Origin of the sequence: Streptomyces sp. NBC_00016 (genome assembly GCF_045040885.1) — a bacterium.
Classification (GTDB): domain Bacteria; phylum Actinomycetota; class Actinomycetes; order Streptomycetales; family Streptomycetaceae; genus Streptomyces; species Streptomyces coriariae.
Map to the genome: position 1 here is coordinate 6,912,324 of NZ_CP108304.1, position 15,620 is coordinate 6,927,943.

Below are 15,620 nucleotides of genomic sequence, written 5' to 3' on the forward strand. Positions count from 1 at the left end.
GAAGTATCTTCGATTGGCTCGACGACCATGCGGGACAACATCGATTCCAGGGGGCCGTTTGACGCGGGGACGGCGACCTGCGCGCGTGCCAGGCAAACGGTGAGTCCGTCGGCCCGATCCCCGAGGAACTGGGCGAAGACGTAACGGAGCCGGCCGGGGCGGCGAGAACTAGGGACGTGTAAGCCGGATGCTGGAACTGGCGCGCTACCATCCCCCTGAGCCTGGCTCGGCGTGGTGGCAGGCGGTTCGGGGGAGTGGATGACATTCGCACAACCGAGGCGGGCAGATTTACCGTCTTCGGCGCGATCGCCGCGGCTGGCGATTCTGCGCCCTGACAGTGGCTTTCTTCGTCTGCTCGCTGAGGACCTCACCAAAGGCCGCACCAAGGAAAGGTCCTACTCCGAGTCCTGCCGTGACTGGCCCGAGGTCAAGTCACACCTCGCGATCCTGCTTGTTCCTTCCGACGAGCAGGGCGATGAACGCGACCGGGAGCAGCAGGAGCGGATCTGGGGCCTGGGTATCGTGCGCCCTGCTCGACAGACCGACCGAGACCGGAAAGTCGTCGTTACCCGTGCACGAAGCCTTCGAAGCCTGGTGCCTGTCTCAGGGCTCTGGTGCGCCGACGGCGAGTCAGACGCCGAGCTCTCCGAGTCGTTACCGGAAAGCGGTCCTGTCACGGTCGGCGCGGGCACCGTGTTCGCCAATCTGAGGCGGATCTCCCTTGATGTCGAGGCCGAAGTCCAGAGGCTGCTGCCTCTGCTCGACGAAGCCGAAGGCTGGAGCGAGGGAGAGCTCCGCTGGCGTGATGAGCGTGACGCCCTTCTGCTTTTCGCCAAGATAGCCGGGCTGACCCCGAGCGACTTCTCCGAGGTGCGTCGCTGGGACAGGACAGCCGCCCGGGCAGCCTTTGTCAGCGGGCTGACAGGGACTGAGATTCAGCCGATGTTCGACGATGTCCGTGGGCAGGCGGCGGAGAGGTTCCGTGGTGCCGGTGAGGGCGTCGTCCGCGCGTTCTCGAATCGCAAAGGCCGCCATAGTTATGACTTGGAAGCCACGTCGATAACCGATCAGCGGGTGGTCGAAGGCGGGGAGGGCTCCCTCGACGCCTACTACTACCACTTCGACACCCGGACGCTCGTCACGCTGCGCTACCTGCGTCCCGGCCCCAAGGGATTCCTCTCCCCTGACACCTGGCGCGGCCTGGACGAGTTCCGCAGCCGTGCTCACCGCCTGTCGACACGCGACTGGCGGAGTGCCGACGATTACGGCTTGCTGGACGACCCTCTCTTTCTCCGCGTTCATGAGCCGGAGCCCTTCACCGCCGCTCTGCACCGGACGAGTTCCGGTGCGATCTACCCCTACGGCCAGGTCGCCGGAGCGATCTCGGACGCCGGGGAGACCGGTCTCCCCGGCCTTTCCTTGCGCGTGCTCACCCGCCACCTGGCACACACCAGCTTTGCCGGGCTGGTGAGCGACGGTTGGCTCGGCGCGAGCGGCGTGCCCTTCCAAGTGGCCTTGGAATGGGTGGAGGCCTCGATCGACACGGCTGGCGTTGCTTTGCTGGTCGTGGACTTCAGCCTCCGGCAGCGTGGCAACGGCTCGGGGATCTAGGCGCTGACCCAGGCCATCAACAAGACACCATCAGTGGGAAGGCAATCATTCATGGCCACCTCGGGGGCGGACACACCTCGCCAGGTCACGCAGGTGCGCGAGCAGCTGCACGAGACATTCGACGGGGTGATAGACGACAGCGACATCGCCCACTTCCGAGGCGACAACTACGAACAGCGTTTTCTCTCCCGTGCTCTTGCAGCCCTCGCGGTACGACGCGTGGCCAAGTGCAGTGTGGCCGAGGCGGCTCGGTTCGTCACGGACGGCATCGCGGACCAGGGAATGGACGCCATCGCTCCCCTGCCAGACAGCGGGCGGGCTCTGCTCGTCCAGGCGAAGTGGAGCGACAAGGGCACGGCGACCTTCGACGTGGGCGCCGCCAAGGCGATGGTGGACGGTCTGAACCGTATCGAGAACGAGTTGTACGACCAGTTCAACCAGCGTGCCGGCGCGCTCGCCTTGGAGGCCCGGCCGTTCATCATCAACGAGCGAGCCACTCTGGTCATTGCGCTGATGGGCACTGTAGAGCCCTCTCCACCCGCGCGCGAGGTTCTCGACAACGCTCTCGCCGAGTTCAACAAGCATGGCGCCCGCATGAGCGTCGAGGTGCTGTACGCCGCGGACTTCCATGACCAGATCCATGCGGATCTTCGGCCGGAGCCGATCTGTCTGAAGGTACGCCTTGACGACTGGTACGAGCAGAAGGGACCACTCAAGGCTTATCAGGGCACGGTCTCCGCCGAGAGCGTCGCCGAGTGGTACGAGACGCACGGTACGGGCCTGTTCGAGCAGAATCTCCGGGCCCCACTCGGGACCACCGTCACCAATGCGGAGATCGGTCTGACTCTTACCTCCGATCCCACCAGGTTCTGGCACCTGAACAACGGCATCACCATGATCTGCGACTCGCTCACGGCGGAGAACGACAGCGCCAGGGCACCGCAGAGCAAGCCGACCACTCTCACCGTGACGGGGGCGAGCATCGTCAACGGCGCTCAGACGGTACGGGCTGTCGCCAGGTCCATGCACGACGACGGTGAGGCCGCAGCCAACGCCACGCTGAGCATCAAGGTCATCAACACGCAGAAGGACCGGGAATTCGGCGTCCAGGTCTCGCAGGCGGCGAACCGGCAGAACGCCATCGAGCAGCGCGATCACATCGCGCTGGAACCGGTGCACCAGGCGATCAAGGCCAACCTGCGCGCCGAACTGCGCAAGCAGTACGTGATCAAGCGCGGAGAGCCGGTTGCCGCGCCCGAGACCGGTTGCTCACTGGACGAAGTCGCTCTCGCACTCGCGTGCCTGCACCCGGATGCGGAACAGGCCGCCCGGGCCGCCAGTTCCACGGAGAACCTCTGGGAGCAGGGCTCCAAGGGCAGCCACACCCTGCTGTTCAAACGTGAACCCTCGCCGCAGAAGGTGTGGCGGTCCGTGCTCACGCTGCGCGCGGCACGGAGCGCGGTCTACGAACTGGGCAGTGGGCAGAACAGCCGCGAGGCGGCAACCGCGGAGCATGGTGGTTTTCTCGTCACCCACCTGATCTTCCAGCATCTCGGTGCCACGAGCATCGATGACCCCGACTTCGACTGGGACAGCGAGGTCCTGGAGAAGATCCCTGCCCTCGTACCGGATCTGTTGCGTCGGCTGACGCACCAGATCGTCGCTCGTTACGGGCCACGTCCTCAGATCAGGACCGCCTTCCAGACCGCGGAGATGTGCCGGGAGCTGGCGAAGCACGTCCTCGGCGACCTGGCCGATGGCGTTGCCGTTCCCGTACCTCCCGCGAAGGAGCGCAAGCAGCGTCGCCCGAACACCGTGCCGCTCCTGGTCGACCGCCGTGTGATCAAGGACGGAGCCCCTCTCCAGTACGTGGCTCAGAACGAGCCCGAGCGCGACGCCTTGGAAGAGTGGCTTGTCCAGGACGAACGGCGGCGTCAGGCGACCTGGGTCAATCACCGGACCAAGTCGATCCTGTGGGCGTACGACGAGCAGCAGTACTCGCCGTCCGGGCTGGTGTCGAAGATGTGGGCGGATGCCGAATGGGACGAGCGGCCGGTGGCCAACCAGGGGACGACTCGCTGGCTCCTCGCGGACGGCCGCAGCCTGTGGGACCTGGCGAAGGGCATCCACGGCGAAGAGGAAGAAGAAGGCGAAGCGTGACGCTACCGGCGGGCCGTCAGTAGGGGCCCGAGCCCTCCGGGCCGCGCAGCCGGGCGAGGAGATCGGCGATCTCGCGGGTCTCCTCGTGGTCCTCGCCGAGGAGTACGCACATGTCCTCGTGGAGGGCGTCGAGGACACCCTCGGCCTCGGTGCGGCGGCCCTCGGAGAAGAGGAGGAGGCCGATGCTTCGGCGCAGGTCGAGAGCGGTCTCGGAGGCGTCCCCGGCTGCGTCTGACACGACCTCCAGGACCTCCTGGAACTCCCGTAGGGCGACCGTGGCCTGACCGAGGTTGGCCCGGCAGTGGGCGGCGTGCTGACGGCACTCCAGGGTGTTTTCGTCGGCCGGTCCCGCCGTCCGGGCGTAGACGACTGCCAGCGCGTCGAACTCCGGCAGGGCACGCCGGAAGTCCTCGCCGGCCATGAGGACTGCCGCGCGCTGCCGCCGCAGGCCGAGTACACGGGGGTTGTGTTCGCCGAGAGTGGTGGCGGCCGTTGCGATCACGGCCTTGAGGACGTCCGCGGCCTGGGCGAACCGTCCGCTTTCGGCGAGGTCCGCGGACCGGGCGTAGGCGTCCCGGATGGCATCCCGGAGCGCGGTGTCGACCCGCCCGGGGACCGGCACGGGCGCCGTCGGCTCGGGTGCGGGCGAGGGTGCCGTGGTCCGCCGCAGGGGCGCGTTCGGCTGCCGGTAGACCACCGTCGGGTCGGGAACGACGGAGGGGGAGTCACCGTCGGTGAAGACCACGGGGACAGCCGCCGAGCCCGGTTGCGGCAGATGCGGCGACAGACGCTCGTAGACCGCGTACGCGTCGGCCGGACGCTGCTCGGGCACCTTGGCCAGCAGGTCGAGGATCAGCGTCTCCAGGTCCTCAGGCACCTCGGGCCGCAGGGTGCGCAATGGCTTCGGTGGCGCCTTCATGTGCTGGTGCAGAAGCTGGTACTCGTTGTCGCCGCTGAACACCGGCTCCCCGGCGAGGAGTTCGTGCAGCACACAGCCGAGCGCGTAGAGGTCGCTCAGCGGGGTGATCTGCGCGCCGTCGATCTGCTCGGGCGGCATGTAACGGCTGGTACCGATCCGGCTGCCGGTGGCCGTGAGCCGGGTGACATCCGTGCGCAACAGCTTCGCGATGCCGAAGTCCAGCACCTTGACCGTGCCGTCAGCGGCGATCAGGACGTTGTCCGGCTTCAGGTCGCGGTGCACGACCGGGATGGCGTGCGCGTACGACAGGACGGTGCAGATCTGCGCGGCGATCGACGCGGCCCAGCTCACCGGGAGCCGGGCCGCCGCTTCGTCCTCCGCGCCTGCCAGCAGCCTGCGCAGGGAGATCCCGCGCACGTATTCCATCACCAGGTACAGCCGGTCGTACGACGCCTCGTCCAACACCGCGTCGAACACCTGCGGCACCCCGTGATGCCCGATCCGAGCGGTGACGCGCGCCTCACGTTCGAAGCGGCGGGTGAACTCCTGCGCCTGCGCGGGCGACGCGACGACGTCGGGCCGGATGAGCTTGACCGCGATCTCCCGGTCGAGAACGGCGTCGTAGCCGCGCCAGACCGTGCCCATGCCGCCGGACTCGATCTCCTCGATCAGCTCGTAGCGGCCCTGCTCGCCGATTCTCCCTGCCTGCGACACGCGTTGCGCCCCCGTCGTCCTGATGTCCTGATGCCTCGTCAGTCGATCGCTGTACACGGTACCTATTGGCGGGGCGCGCGGCAGGTCCTACAGAGGTCCTACAGCAGGTGGTCGGCCTTGCCCGCCTTGATGTCGGTGATGAGGGTGCGCAGGGCTTCGAGGGAGTCGGTGAGGTGGTGATCCTCCTGGCCGTTGACGGCTATGTAGGCGTTGCCTTCGGCGTCGGTACCGAAGCGGAAGCAGTTGCTCGCGTCCTGGCAGAAGGGTGCTTCCCAGCTGATAGCAGACATGACCAACTCTCCTAAAGGCTCTGCGAAATGGCGTGCATGAGATCGAGGGTCTCCTCAGGCTTGAGCGCGATCCTCTGCATCTCGTCGAGTTGCAGACGGTACTTGCACAAGTGGGCACCTGAATAAAGGAATTCTCCTGCCGTGGCGCGGTCCAGTTGCACGGTGTCGAGTGGAGGCAGCTGGCCGAGGGCGTACAGGATCGACTGGCCTGAACCGGGGAACGCCCCTGCGGAGAAGGGGATGGCCTGGATTGTGACGTTGTCGCGGTCTGCGGCTGTTATGAGGTGACCAAGTTGGTCTCGTAGCACCGCGCGTCCACCTGCTTCGATCCGGAGGGCGGCCTCATGGATGATCAGCACGTAGTCCGGAGCCCCTGGCCGGTCGATGGCCTGGTGCCTTTGCACGCGGTGGGCGACCCTGGCCTCGAACTCCTCGGTGGGCAGCGGCGGGATGGCAGCTTGGAAGAGGGCGTGTGCGTATGCCTCGGTCTGCAGCTGGCCCGGCATGTGTGTCATCGTGCTGACACGCAAGCCTCGGGCGTGCCACTCCAACTCGGCGATGTCCAGGAATGTCGCGGGCAGGAGGTCGCGATACTCCTCCCACCAGCCGGTCGTGCGGTCGCCGCACATGGAGACCAGCGCGTCTACCAGAGCCTGGTCTGTGCACTCGTACCGGAAGGCAATGCGCCGGACACGCTCCGGGCTGACGCCGTGACGTCCCGCCTCGGTGCTGGTGATCACGGTTCGTTTCGTGTCCAGCAGCATGGCGGCCTGTTCGGTGGACAGTCCCGCCCCTTCCCGTAGCTTGCGAAGCTCTGCGCCCAGACGCTGCTGGCGTGCGGTCGGATTGCTCCTCGGCGGCATCGGTTCCCTCTCGTCGCGTGCGGCTCAGTTTGCCGCGAAGCGAAGTTCGTTCCAACGGACCTTCGGGACTTGGTAGCACATGTACCCCCGTTGTCCTACTGTGAGTACCGCGCACGCTACACACCGCAACGCCGGAAGCGCACCGCGTGAGCATGCCCGCCCGCCCTGGGACGGGTGTGTCCGCGACCAGGGCGGTAGGCCACCGGCGACCCCAAACCCCTCACAGAGTCGTGGAGTTCGCCATGCCCGAGATCCCCCTCGTACCCGCTCACTGGCGCTTCCCCGCCCAGCCCGCCTCCGTACGGCGGGCCCGGCACGCCGTCGCCGAAGTGCTGCCGGACGCCCTCCGTCCTCACCTTGGCGACGACCTGGGCCTGTTGACCTCTGAACTGGTCACCAACGCCATTCGCCACGGCGTGTACCGGGAGGACGAGGACCTCATCGAACTCGTTCTGTGGCCGGCCGACGGCCACTACTGGCTGGCCGTCTCCGACCCGGGTGCCGGCAAGCCCGCCCTGGCCCACCCGGACGCCGACTCCGAGAGCGGCCGGGGCCTGATCCTCGTCGAAGGCATCGCTACCGCCTGGACCGTCCGGCCCCGCCCCATGCGCGGAACGTCCGTGATCGCGGGGCTCTCGTTCCGCCAGGGAGACTGACCAGGGGGAGTGGTCGGCAGGGAGGGGACGGAAGGCCGGGTGGGTCAGGCCGCCTCGTCGTCGATGTTCTCCTCCCGGCGGATCATCCGCCAGGCCGCCCGGCGCGCACTCTGGTTGAGCGACTGCTTGAAGCTGTCGTCGTGGCTGAAGTACTGGCGTCCCATGTCGGCGATGGTGTCGATGTGTTCGGCCATCTTGTCCTCGAAGACCTCGTCGAAGACGAGTCCGAAGTTCTCCTCGTCATTGACGGCGGCGGCGCGGACCTTCGGGTCCGCCTTCGCCTCGGAGAACGGCGTGGTCACGTCCTGATCGCTGAAGTCGGTGCCGAACTTGTCGTTGAACTTCTCGATCAGCTCTGACAGGAGCGACTTCTCCTGCTCCTTGCCGCCGCCCGCGCCCTCGCCGAAGCCGCGCAGCTCCGCCGCTCCCTCGGAGGTCAGGGTGAGGTCGTGTTCGCCGGTCTTCTGGATGCGCAGGTGACTGAGGTCGACGTCCCCGATGTCCACACCGCCGTCACCGCGTCGCGGCAGCCGGTTGAGCAGGTGGCGGCCGTACAGGTAGAGGCATTCGAGGTCGGCGTCGCGGTAGGGCACGATCTGCGAGAGGAAGCCGTACTTCCGTACGTAGTCGTTGAGATCCGCGCGGAACTTCTCGGCGGCCTCGGCTGCTTCCTCGTCCGGGTCGCCTGCCTCGTCCCTGCGGTCCAGCAGGTCGGTGAACCGCCCGACGGCGGGGGCGAGTTGCCGGTACAGCTCCGCGTGGAGCCTCTCCCAGCGGGCGGCCGAGCCCGCCGCCTTCTCCTCGGCTGCCAGATAGGCGTCCGCGAACTCCCGCATCTCCTCCTCGACGAGGATGTCGGGCTGCATGACCTGGCTCTGCGCGATGTAGAGAAGGTTGGGGTCGGAGGGAAGGGTGTTCGCCTCCTCGAAGTACGGCCGGAAGGACTCCTTGATGTCCTCGGCGTCGTTGACGAAGTCCAGTACGGCGAGGTCCGCCTGCGACTTGCGGTCTGCGGTGCGGTTCAGCCGGGAGAGGGTCTGGACGGCGCCGATGCCCGCGAGTTTCTTGTTCACGTACATCGTGGTGAGCAGCGGCTGGTCGAAGCCGGTCTGGTACTTCTCGGCGACGACCAGGATGCGGTACTCGCGTTGCGTCGCCGTCCCGCCGGTGCGTACGGCCTTGTCGTCCTTGCGTGTGTACGCGAACGCCTTGGGCAGCGCGGACTCGGCGAGGCCGCCGTTCTCCTTCGGCTCGGTGGTCTCCTCGCCGTCGTACGTCAGGCTGCCGGAGAACGCGACCAGGACGCCAGGGTCGGCGTATGCGAGATCGTTGACGTACTTCCTGATCGCGCGGGCCATCTGTACGGCGCTGTGTCGGGAGGCCGTCACCACCATGGCCTTGGCGCGTCCGCCGAGCCGGCCGGCGGTGTGCGTGCGGAAGTGCTCGACGATCACCTGCGCCTGCTGTGCCACGGTGGAGTCGTGCGTGAGCGCGTACCGGGCGAGCAGCGGATTCGCCTTGGACGGGTCCACCTCGCGCTCGTCCGGGTTCTTGTTCACCAGCTTCCAGTACGTGTCGTACGTGACGTAGGTGCGCAGGGGATCGAGGATGAACCCTTCCTCGATGGCCTGGCGCATCGAGTACGTGTGGAAGGGGACGTACGCCGGCTTGCCGTCGACTGTGTCCAGGGTGCCGAAGAGTTCGAGCGTCTTGGCCTTGGGTGTGGCCGTGAATGCGAAGTAGGAGAGGTTGGAGGCCTTGCTGCGCTGGGTGGCCTTGCGGATGAGCTTGGCATCGGTGGTGGCTGCCTCTGCTTCCACCTTGATTGCCCCGGCGTCGTCGGAGTCGGAGTCCAGGCCGAGGTCACGCAGCGCCGCGCGCACGGCTGTCGCTGCGTCGCCGGACTGGGAGGAGTGCGCCTCGTCCACGATGATCGCGAAGTTGCGGCCCTGTATCTCGGTCGGACTGCGGCGCAGGTAGTCGATGAGGGCGGGGAAGGTGTGCAGCGTGACCGTGATGATCTTCCCGGTCTCGCGGGACAGCGCCTTGGCGAGCTGTTCCGACTTCGCGCCGTGCTTCTCGTCGATCTTCACGACCAGACCGGCGTTCTTCTCGAAACTGCCGACGGTTTCACGCAGTTGGGCGTCGAGATTGCGGCGGTCGGTGATGATCACGACCTTGTCGAAGACGGGCGCACCGGGCTTGAGTCCGGCAGCCAGGGCGTCGGGGTCGATCTCGGCGGGGTTGGTCGGTGTGTGCAGCGACGACAGGCGGTGGGCCAGCCACCCAATGGTGTTCGACTTGCCGGAACCGGCGGAGGCCATGCCGAGGTAGTTGTGACCGGCGCCGTGGCGGGCCGCGTGGCCGGTGAGCTTCTTGACGATGTCCCACTGGTGGTAGCGCGGGAAGATCAGCTTCTTCCGCGTCCGCCCGTCCGGGCCCTTCTCCTTGCTGAGGTGCACGAACCGCTCGATCAGGTCGAGCCAGGTGTCCCGCTCCCAGATCTGCTCCCAGAGGTAGGACGTCGCGTACGTCCCGGGGACGGTGGGCTCCGGATTCCCCGCGCCGCCGGGTTTCCCCGGGCCTTCCGAGCCTGTGTTGAACGGCAGGAACCGGGTGAGCTTGCCGCGCAGCTCGGGCGCGACGTAGACCACGTCGGTGTCGACGGCGAAGTTCGCGATGACGCGGCGCGCGAAGATCAGCTCGGTGGGGTCCCGCTTGAGTCGGTACTGCTCCTTGGCGTGCTCCGCCCCCTGCCGTGTGAGGGCGTTCTTCAACTCGGCCGTGGCGAGCGGAATTCCGTTGAGGAAAAGGGTGAGGTCCAGCTCGTTGCCCCTGTCCGCCTGCTTCGCTGCGTACTGCAACTCCTTGACGAAGGTCAGCCGGTTCGCCCGGTAGTCGTCCAGGACGGCGTCCGAGGCGACGAGCGACGGCTTGAAGTAGGCGAGCCTGATCAGGATGCCGTGGTCCTTCACGCCCTTGCGGAGGACGTCCAGGACGCCGTCGGTCCCGATCGCCTGGTCCACCCGCTTGGCGAACCCGGCCTGGGCGGCGTTGGCGTCGTCGCCGTAGAGGGCGATCAGTTCGGCCCAGTCGTCGGCCTGGGTCTTGCCGATGAACTCGGTGAGCTGGGCGGTGTCCAGGCCGAGTTGGGGTTGGTAGTCGTGTTTGTTTCCCTCAGTCCAGCCGCGTTCCAGCAAGGCGGCGACTATGGCGTTCCCGAAGGCTGCTTCGTCGTGGACGGACATGAGCGGCTATTCCCCCCGCTTTCCGGTGATCAGGTACGTGATGTCACGGCAGAACTTGTCGAAGGACGGTGAGTTGGCGCGGGCAAGGTCGAGGTCGATGGCGTGAGTCAGGGCCGGCTGGTCCACGCGGGGGCGGTACCGCACCCCGTCCTGGCGGTGGTGGGTCAGCCAGCCCTTGCAGTCGCGTCGTGTTTCGCTGTCGGCTGGGACTTCCAGGTCTTCGGTTAGCCCCGCCCGGCCGCCGAGTGAGGGCGCTGAGGCGAGGAACCATGCCTCGAACTCCCGGTTTGCCAGCACTACGGCCGTGCGGCGGTCCGGGCGGGCGTCTTCCGCCCTGGCCAGGAGCTCAGGCCCGAGGGCGGCCGGGCAGTCGTCGTCGGCGTCGATCACGACCAGGATGCCGCCCGGGTGATCGGCGGGTACGCGTCGGGCTTGTGCCTCAACGGCGGCTTCCAGCCCGCCCGGCCGGACGAGTTTGCCACGGTCGACCAGGAAGGGTTTCAGGATGTCCGCGTCCCAGATCTTCGCCTCGTGCATCAGCCGCCGGAGGAGGACGGGCAGCGCGCTGATCTCGCCCTCGCCCTCCACCACGGAGGCGATCGTGACTCTCGGCTGGTTCACTCCTCACCCTCCGGCTGCTTGTCCGGTCGGGCTGGGGGTTCGACGACCGCGCGTAGTTGGTCGGAGCGCAGCAGTTCTGCCGTGGTGGCCAGGCCGTCGGCGACGATCGACCGGCTTACGGGGTCCACCTCGCCGATCACTGTCACCCCGTGCTCGGCGGCGACCACGCGGATGGCCGACAGGTCGGCCTCTTTCCGGTCGAACAACTCCGCGCTCTGCGTGGTGGCAAGGACCTGTACGTGCTCGCTCGCTTCTGTGAGCGCGTCGTAGAGGGCACCGGCCGCGAGCGGGTGCAGCGCCAACTCGGGCTCCTCGATGGCGATGAGCGGAATCAAACCGTCGCGGACATTGGGCTGGAAGAGCGCGGTCAGCAGGCCGATGGCACGGATGGTCCCTTCGGACATGGACTCGGCCCGGAAGACGTGTGGTTCGGTTTCGCCGTCGGCGGCGAAGCTGATCCGCGCTGCGATGTAGTCGGCGGAGGGGTTCGTGGGACCGACCTCCACGACACCGGGCACGATCGCCCCCACGTACTGCGAGACGCGGTCACGTTCCTGCTCCCCGAGGGCGGCCAGGGCGGCGCCGAGGTCACTGCCGTTTTCTCCCAGGGTCCAGAAGACCGGGGACTTGGAGCGTGCCTCCCGGAGCACGGACAGGTCGGGGCTGTAGAAGAACATGTCCGTGAGAGTCCCGTAGAGGCTGGCGAACGGCTCTTCCTCGCTCGTTCGCGAAAGTTCCAGTACTCGATGACGACGCCCCTTCTCTACACGGTCTCGCGTCAGGAAGGACTTGATTTCGGCCCGACTCTCGGTGTCAGGGCGCTGCATCTCGCAGAACTCGTGCCGAATACGGACACCGGGTCCTGCGTCCCGGCCTGTCCCGGAAGCTGCCAGAGGGGCGAGGGTGATCTCGTACCGCCCCACCCAGGGCCCGCCGCCGTCGGCGATCGCGGGCAGCTGGAACTCCACGCCGATCGTGCAGGAGGCTGCCCGCTCAGGGACCCGCCGCAGCACCTCCTCCCACCCACCGCGCGCTGCCACGGCCTCGGCGGGGCCCTGCACGAGCGCGTCACGGACGAAGCGCAGAGCACCGAGGAAGTTCGACTTGCCTGCGGCGTTCAGCCCGAGCAGGACGGTGAACCGGCCGAGAGTCACGTCGCAATGAGCGATGGACTTGTAGTTCTCGATCCGGACACGGGTGATGAACGGCATCGGGCGGAGAGGCGCGGTGGGGCTCATGACGCGATCATTCCTCGATCCCTCGTCCACTGGCGGTGGACACGTCGATCTGACCGGTGACGGCAGCGGTGATGAGGGCTTGTCGGCGCTCGGCGAGAACCGACTTTTGACGCTTCAGCTTGTCGCTTAGGCTCCTCATGGAGTCCTGGATGCGAGCGATTTCTCGAACCATGTGTTTCCGCTCTTGCGAGTCCGAGGGCCAAGTCAGTGAAAAATTGCCGAGGTCCTCCATCCCGAGCGTTGGCTGAGCAGTGTCTGTGCTCGTAGCGACAAGGGCCTGCTTGTGGAAGGAACTCGTACCGAGCCAGGCTTCGACGAGTTGCACCTCTACATCGGGCATGAAACGCATCGAACACACAGCTCGCGCGATGTTTGCGCCAGCCAGACTCGCGGAAGCAATCGCTGCGCGTCCTAGTGTTCCCACGACGCTCATCAGAAGATCGCCGGGCTGGACGATGCTTCTGGCGTATTGCGCTGACAATTCACTCGGAATATTGCGCAACCCATCGGCCCGCCCCTCCAAATCAAGGAGGTCATTTACCCGGATGAACGGGACACCGTCGTCTGTAAAAACCGGGACCAGGACGCCGTAGCGCGGACGCACAGAGAATAGGTATTTGAGCCGAGTCTGAGTCCCGGATCGCGCCTCCCGGAACGAAAGGTCCAGCATCGCCCGTTCACGCTCTGCCAGGAGGCTCAACTGCGCGGACCGAGACGAATCCAAACCATCGATGCGAGAGGTTTCGGCGTCGAGGAAATCGGCGATTCGTTGCTGCTCTTCTCTGGCCGGGAGGGCGACCGGCAGGTTGCCGATATCGACCGCGTTGATGGCCGGATAGCTCACTCCTACTGATCTGGCAACTACTTCATCAATGAAGGTCTGAGATCGGCAGTAATGGGCTAGGAATCGGCTGTCGATCTGTGTACCGGCCTCCAGTACGGCGAACCCGGTTGAGAAGACGAGGGGTGCGGTGGTCTTTGGTACAGCAGCGATAGCGCGTAGGTAGGTGCGAACCGTTGATACAACAACAGCACCGGCTGGCGCAAGTCGGCGAGCTCGTGATGGGGAAGAACTAAAACTCACCTCCTCGTCAGGAATTGTTATGCGTCCGAGACTGTCGACTGCGCCGATATCGACGTAGCGAAATCGGAAGTTCGGCTCCGTGCTTTCGGGGAGCACGTTCCGGTTAATTTGAGCAACATCCTTAATCCTGGGTGAAGTCACTCCGTCACCTCTCCCAGCAGCGCCTGAATCTCGCCCTCCAGAGCCTTCAACTCCGCGTCGATCTCCCCCAACGGCCGCGACGGCTTATACACGTAGAAATGTCGCGTGAACGGAATCTCGTATCCCACCTTCGTCTTACTCTTGTCGATCCACGCGTCCGGGACATGCGGCAACACCTCCCGCCGCAGGTATTCGTCCACGTCCTCCTCCAGCGGCACGTTCTCGTAGTCCCGCAGCTCCGGATCGGGTTCCTTCTCGCCCTTGATGTACTGGACCTCACCCCCCGGATCCCGGACGCCGACAGCCTCCCGCAACGCCTTGCTGAACGGCGCGCCCGTCGGCCACAACCGGCCGGCCGCGACGACCGCGTCCTTGAGGTCGATCCACGCGTCGGACTTCGTCGTCCAGGACTTGCCGACCAGCGGGCGCAGCGCCTCCGCGAATGCCTCCGCATCCGTGGCCCGTGTGATCGGCTTCGACTCGGTGAGGGCCGTCAGCGTCTCCTCCGTCACCTCGAAGCGGAGCTTCAGCGGCCGTTCGACGGTGATCCGGTGGTAGCCGAAGTCCTCGTTGCGGAAGACCTTGATCTTCCCGGCCCGGTCGGCCAGGTCGTGGCCGCCGCCCTTCTTCGCCGCGTCGACGACCGCCAGCGCCTCCGTGTAGAGCCGTGTGATCTCGGAGATGTGCTGATCGCCCAGTTCCTTGCGCTTGTCGCCGAGCGACTTTCGCATCTTGCGCCAGTAGTCGCGCGCGTCCAGCAGGACGACCTTGCCGCGCCGGTCCCTGGACTTGCGGTTGCTGAGCACCCAGAAGTACGTGGAGATACCGGTGTTGTAGAAGAGCTGGTCGGGCAGGGCGACGATGCCCTCCAGCCAGTCGTTCTCCAGGATCCACTGCCGAATCTTGGACTCACCCGACTCCGCCGCCCCCGTGAACAGCGGGGAGCCGTTGAAGACGATCGCGATGCGGCTGCCGCCCGCCCCCGACGCGTCCACCGGCTTCATCTTCGAGATCATGTGCTGGAGGAAGAGCAGCGATCCGTCGTTGATGCGCGGCAGGCCGGCCCCGAACCGCCCACTGTCACCGAGGCGTTCGTGTTCGTCCTCGACCGCGTCCTTGACCTTCTTCCACTCCACGCCGAACGGCGGGTTGGCCAGCAGGTAGTCGAAGGTGGCGCCGGCGTGCCCGTCGTCGCTGAAGGAGTTGCCGAACTTGATGTTCTCCGGGTCCTGGCCCTTGATCATCATGTCCGACCGGCAGATGGCCCAGGACTCGGGGTTGAGTTCCTGGCCGAAGACCTTGACCGTGGCGTCCCGGTTGTGGGCGGTGATGTGCTCCTCGGCCGCGCTGAGCATGCCGCCGGTGCCGCAGGCCGGGTCCATGACCGTGCGGACGGTGCCCGGCAGGGCCAGCGCGTCGGTGTCCGGTGCGACGAGCAGGTTGACCATCAGCCGGATGACTTCCCGCGGTGTGAAGTGCTCACCGGCCGTCTCGTTGGACTGCTCGGCGAAGCGCCGGATCAGTTCCTCGAAGATGTAGCCCATCTGGTGGTTGGTGACGATCTCGATCGGCTTGCCGTTGTCGCCGAGCACGAGTTCGCCGTCTTCGTCCCTCTTCACCGGCCGGAGGTCGAGGTCGGCGAACCGTCCGATCACCTGGTACAGCAGGTCCGCCGCGGCCAGTCGCTTGATCTGCTGGGCGAAGTCGTACCGCTCCAGGACCTCCCGCGCGTTGGGGGAGAAGGCGCCGTAGTACTCGTTGAGGTACTTCGCCGCGTGCGAGGCGTCGCCCGCGATGGCCTTCAGTGTGTAGGTGCTGGTGTTGTAGAAGCTGTGGCCGGACGCCTTGCGCAGGAAGCGGTCGGGGTTGATGTCCTCGTTCGCGTAGCGGGCGGCGACCTCCAGGACCTTGTCCTTGGTCGGAGCCAGGACGCACTCCAGGCGCCGCAGCACGGTGAACGGCAGGATCACCTTGCCGTAGTCGGACTGTTTGTAGTCGCCGCGCAGGAGGTCGGCGACCGACCACGCGTGGTTCGCCAGTTCCGTGTGCTTACTGCTGTTCAACACTGTCCTTCC

General features: G+C 66.4%; 11 protein-coding genes. 3 read left to right on the forward strand and 8 right to left on the reverse strand.

Annotated features, from left to right (window positions below; all coding sequences use genetic code 11):
- Positions 1-258: 258 nt before the first annotated feature.
- Together OG933_RS30550 and OG933_RS30555 are read left to right on the forward strand one after the other, a co-directional pair.
- Positions 259-1,611 carry a hypothetical protein gene (locus OG933_RS30550; protein ID WP_405629962.1) on the forward strand — a complete coding sequence of 451 codons (1,353 nt, stop codon included), beginning with the start codon at positions 259-261 and terminating at the stop codon, positions 1,609-1,611.
- Positions 1,612-1,662: 51 nt separating this feature from the next.
- Complete coding sequence (locus tag OG933_RS30555; protein WP_405629964.1) at positions 1,663-3,771, forward strand: AIPR family protein; 2,109 nt, start codon at positions 1,663-1,665, stop codon at positions 3,769-3,771.
- A gap of 16 nt (positions 3,772-3,787) precedes the next feature.
- Here OG933_RS30555 and OG933_RS30560 read toward each other — a convergent pair whose 3' ends face one another.
- The 3 genes from OG933_RS30560 to OG933_RS30570 all read right to left on the reverse strand — a co-directional run bounded on the left by OG933_RS30560 (position 3,788) and on the right by OG933_RS30570 (position 6,557).
- A complete protein-coding gene (locus tag OG933_RS30560; RefSeq protein WP_405629966.1) occupies positions 3,788-5,404 on the reverse strand; it encodes a protein kinase domain-containing protein in 1,617 nt (538 codons plus the stop codon).
- A 98-nt stretch (positions 5,405-5,502) separates the two neighbouring features.
- Positions 5,503-5,694 (reverse strand): hypothetical protein, encoded by a 192-nt coding sequence (locus tag OG933_RS30565; protein ID WP_405629968.1) that lies wholly within the window; start codon positions 5,692-5,694, stop codon positions 5,503-5,505.
- A gap of 11 nt (positions 5,695-5,705) precedes the next feature.
- Positions 5,706-6,557, reverse strand: coding sequence for a helix-turn-helix domain-containing protein (locus OG933_RS30570; RefSeq protein ID WP_405629971.1), 852 nt, complete (start codon positions 6,555-6,557; stop codon positions 5,706-5,708).
- A 242-nt stretch (positions 6,558-6,799) separates the two neighbouring features.
- Here OG933_RS30570 and OG933_RS30575 point away from each other — a divergent pair, with 242 nt between their 5' ends.
- Positions 6,800-7,213 carry an ATP-binding protein gene (locus OG933_RS30575; RefSeq protein ID WP_405629974.1) on the forward strand — a complete coding sequence of 138 codons (414 nt, stop codon included), beginning with the start codon at positions 6,800-6,802 and terminating at the stop codon, positions 7,211-7,213.
- A gap of 44 nt (positions 7,214-7,257) precedes the next feature.
- On the opposite strand, the gene OG933_RS30580 is transcribed toward OG933_RS30575, so the two are convergent.
- Genes OG933_RS30580 through OG933_RS30600 form a run of 5 tightly spaced genes read right to left on the reverse strand, consistent with a single transcriptional unit; the run spans position 7,258 to position 15,608 of the window.
- Entirely contained in the window at positions 7,258-10,461 is a 3,204-nt protein-coding gene (locus OG933_RS30580) for a type I restriction endonuclease subunit R (protein WP_405629977.1), read from the reverse strand.
- Positions 10,462-10,467: 6 nt separating this feature from the next.
- Positions 10,468-11,082 (reverse strand): DUF4276 family protein, encoded by a 615-nt coding sequence (locus tag OG933_RS30585; RefSeq protein WP_405629979.1) that lies wholly within the window; start codon positions 11,080-11,082, stop codon positions 10,468-10,470.
- Complete coding sequence (locus tag OG933_RS30590) at positions 11,079-12,320, reverse strand: AAA family ATPase (RefSeq protein ID WP_405629982.1); 1,242 nt, start codon at positions 12,318-12,320, stop codon at positions 11,079-11,081. The genes OG933_RS30585 and OG933_RS30590 overlap by 4 nt, the downstream gene beginning before the upstream one ends.
- 7 nt (positions 12,321-12,327) lie before the next feature.
- Positions 12,328-13,545, reverse strand: a complete 1,218-nt coding sequence (locus tag OG933_RS30595; RefSeq protein ID WP_405629984.1) for a restriction endonuclease subunit S — start codon at positions 13,543-13,545, stop codon at positions 12,328-12,330.
- The gene (locus tag OG933_RS30600) at positions 13,542-15,608 is read right to left on the reverse strand and encodes an N-6 DNA methylase (RefSeq protein ID WP_405629986.1); all 2,067 of its coding nucleotides are present in this window, start codon (positions 15,606-15,608) and stop codon (positions 13,542-13,544) included. The genes OG933_RS30595 and OG933_RS30600 overlap by 4 nt, the downstream gene beginning before the upstream one ends.
- Positions 15,609-15,620 lie beyond the last annotated feature (12 nt).

What these genes read in the sequence shown, in the direction of transcription:
- OG933_RS30550 (WP_405629962.1), top strand. Translation starts at nt 259, where the DNA reads ATGACATTCGCACAACCGAGGCGGGCAGATTTACCGTCTTCGGCGCGA.
- OG933_RS30555 (WP_405629964.1), top strand. Translation starts at nt 1,663, where the DNA reads ATGGCCACCTCGGGGGCGGACACACCTCGCCAGGTCACGCAGGTGCGC.
- OG933_RS30565 (WP_405629968.1), bottom strand. Translation starts at nt 5,694, where the DNA reads ATGTCTGCTATCAGCTGGGAAGCACCCTTCTGCCAGGACGCGAGCAAC.
- OG933_RS30570 (WP_405629971.1), bottom strand. Translation starts at nt 6,557, where the DNA reads ATGCCGCCGAGGAGCAATCCGACCGCACGCCAGCAGCGTCTGGGCGCA.
- OG933_RS30575 (WP_405629974.1), top strand. Translation starts at nt 6,800, where the DNA reads ATGCCCGAGATCCCCCTCGTACCCGCTCACTGGCGCTTCCCCGCCCAG.
- OG933_RS30580 (WP_405629977.1), bottom strand. Translation starts at nt 10,461, where the DNA reads ATGTCCGTCCACGACGAAGCAGCCTTCGGGAACGCCATAGTCGCCGCC.
- OG933_RS30590 (WP_405629982.1), bottom strand. Translation starts at nt 12,320, where the DNA reads ATGAGCCCCACCGCGCCTCTCCGCCCGATGCCGTTCATCACCCGTGTC.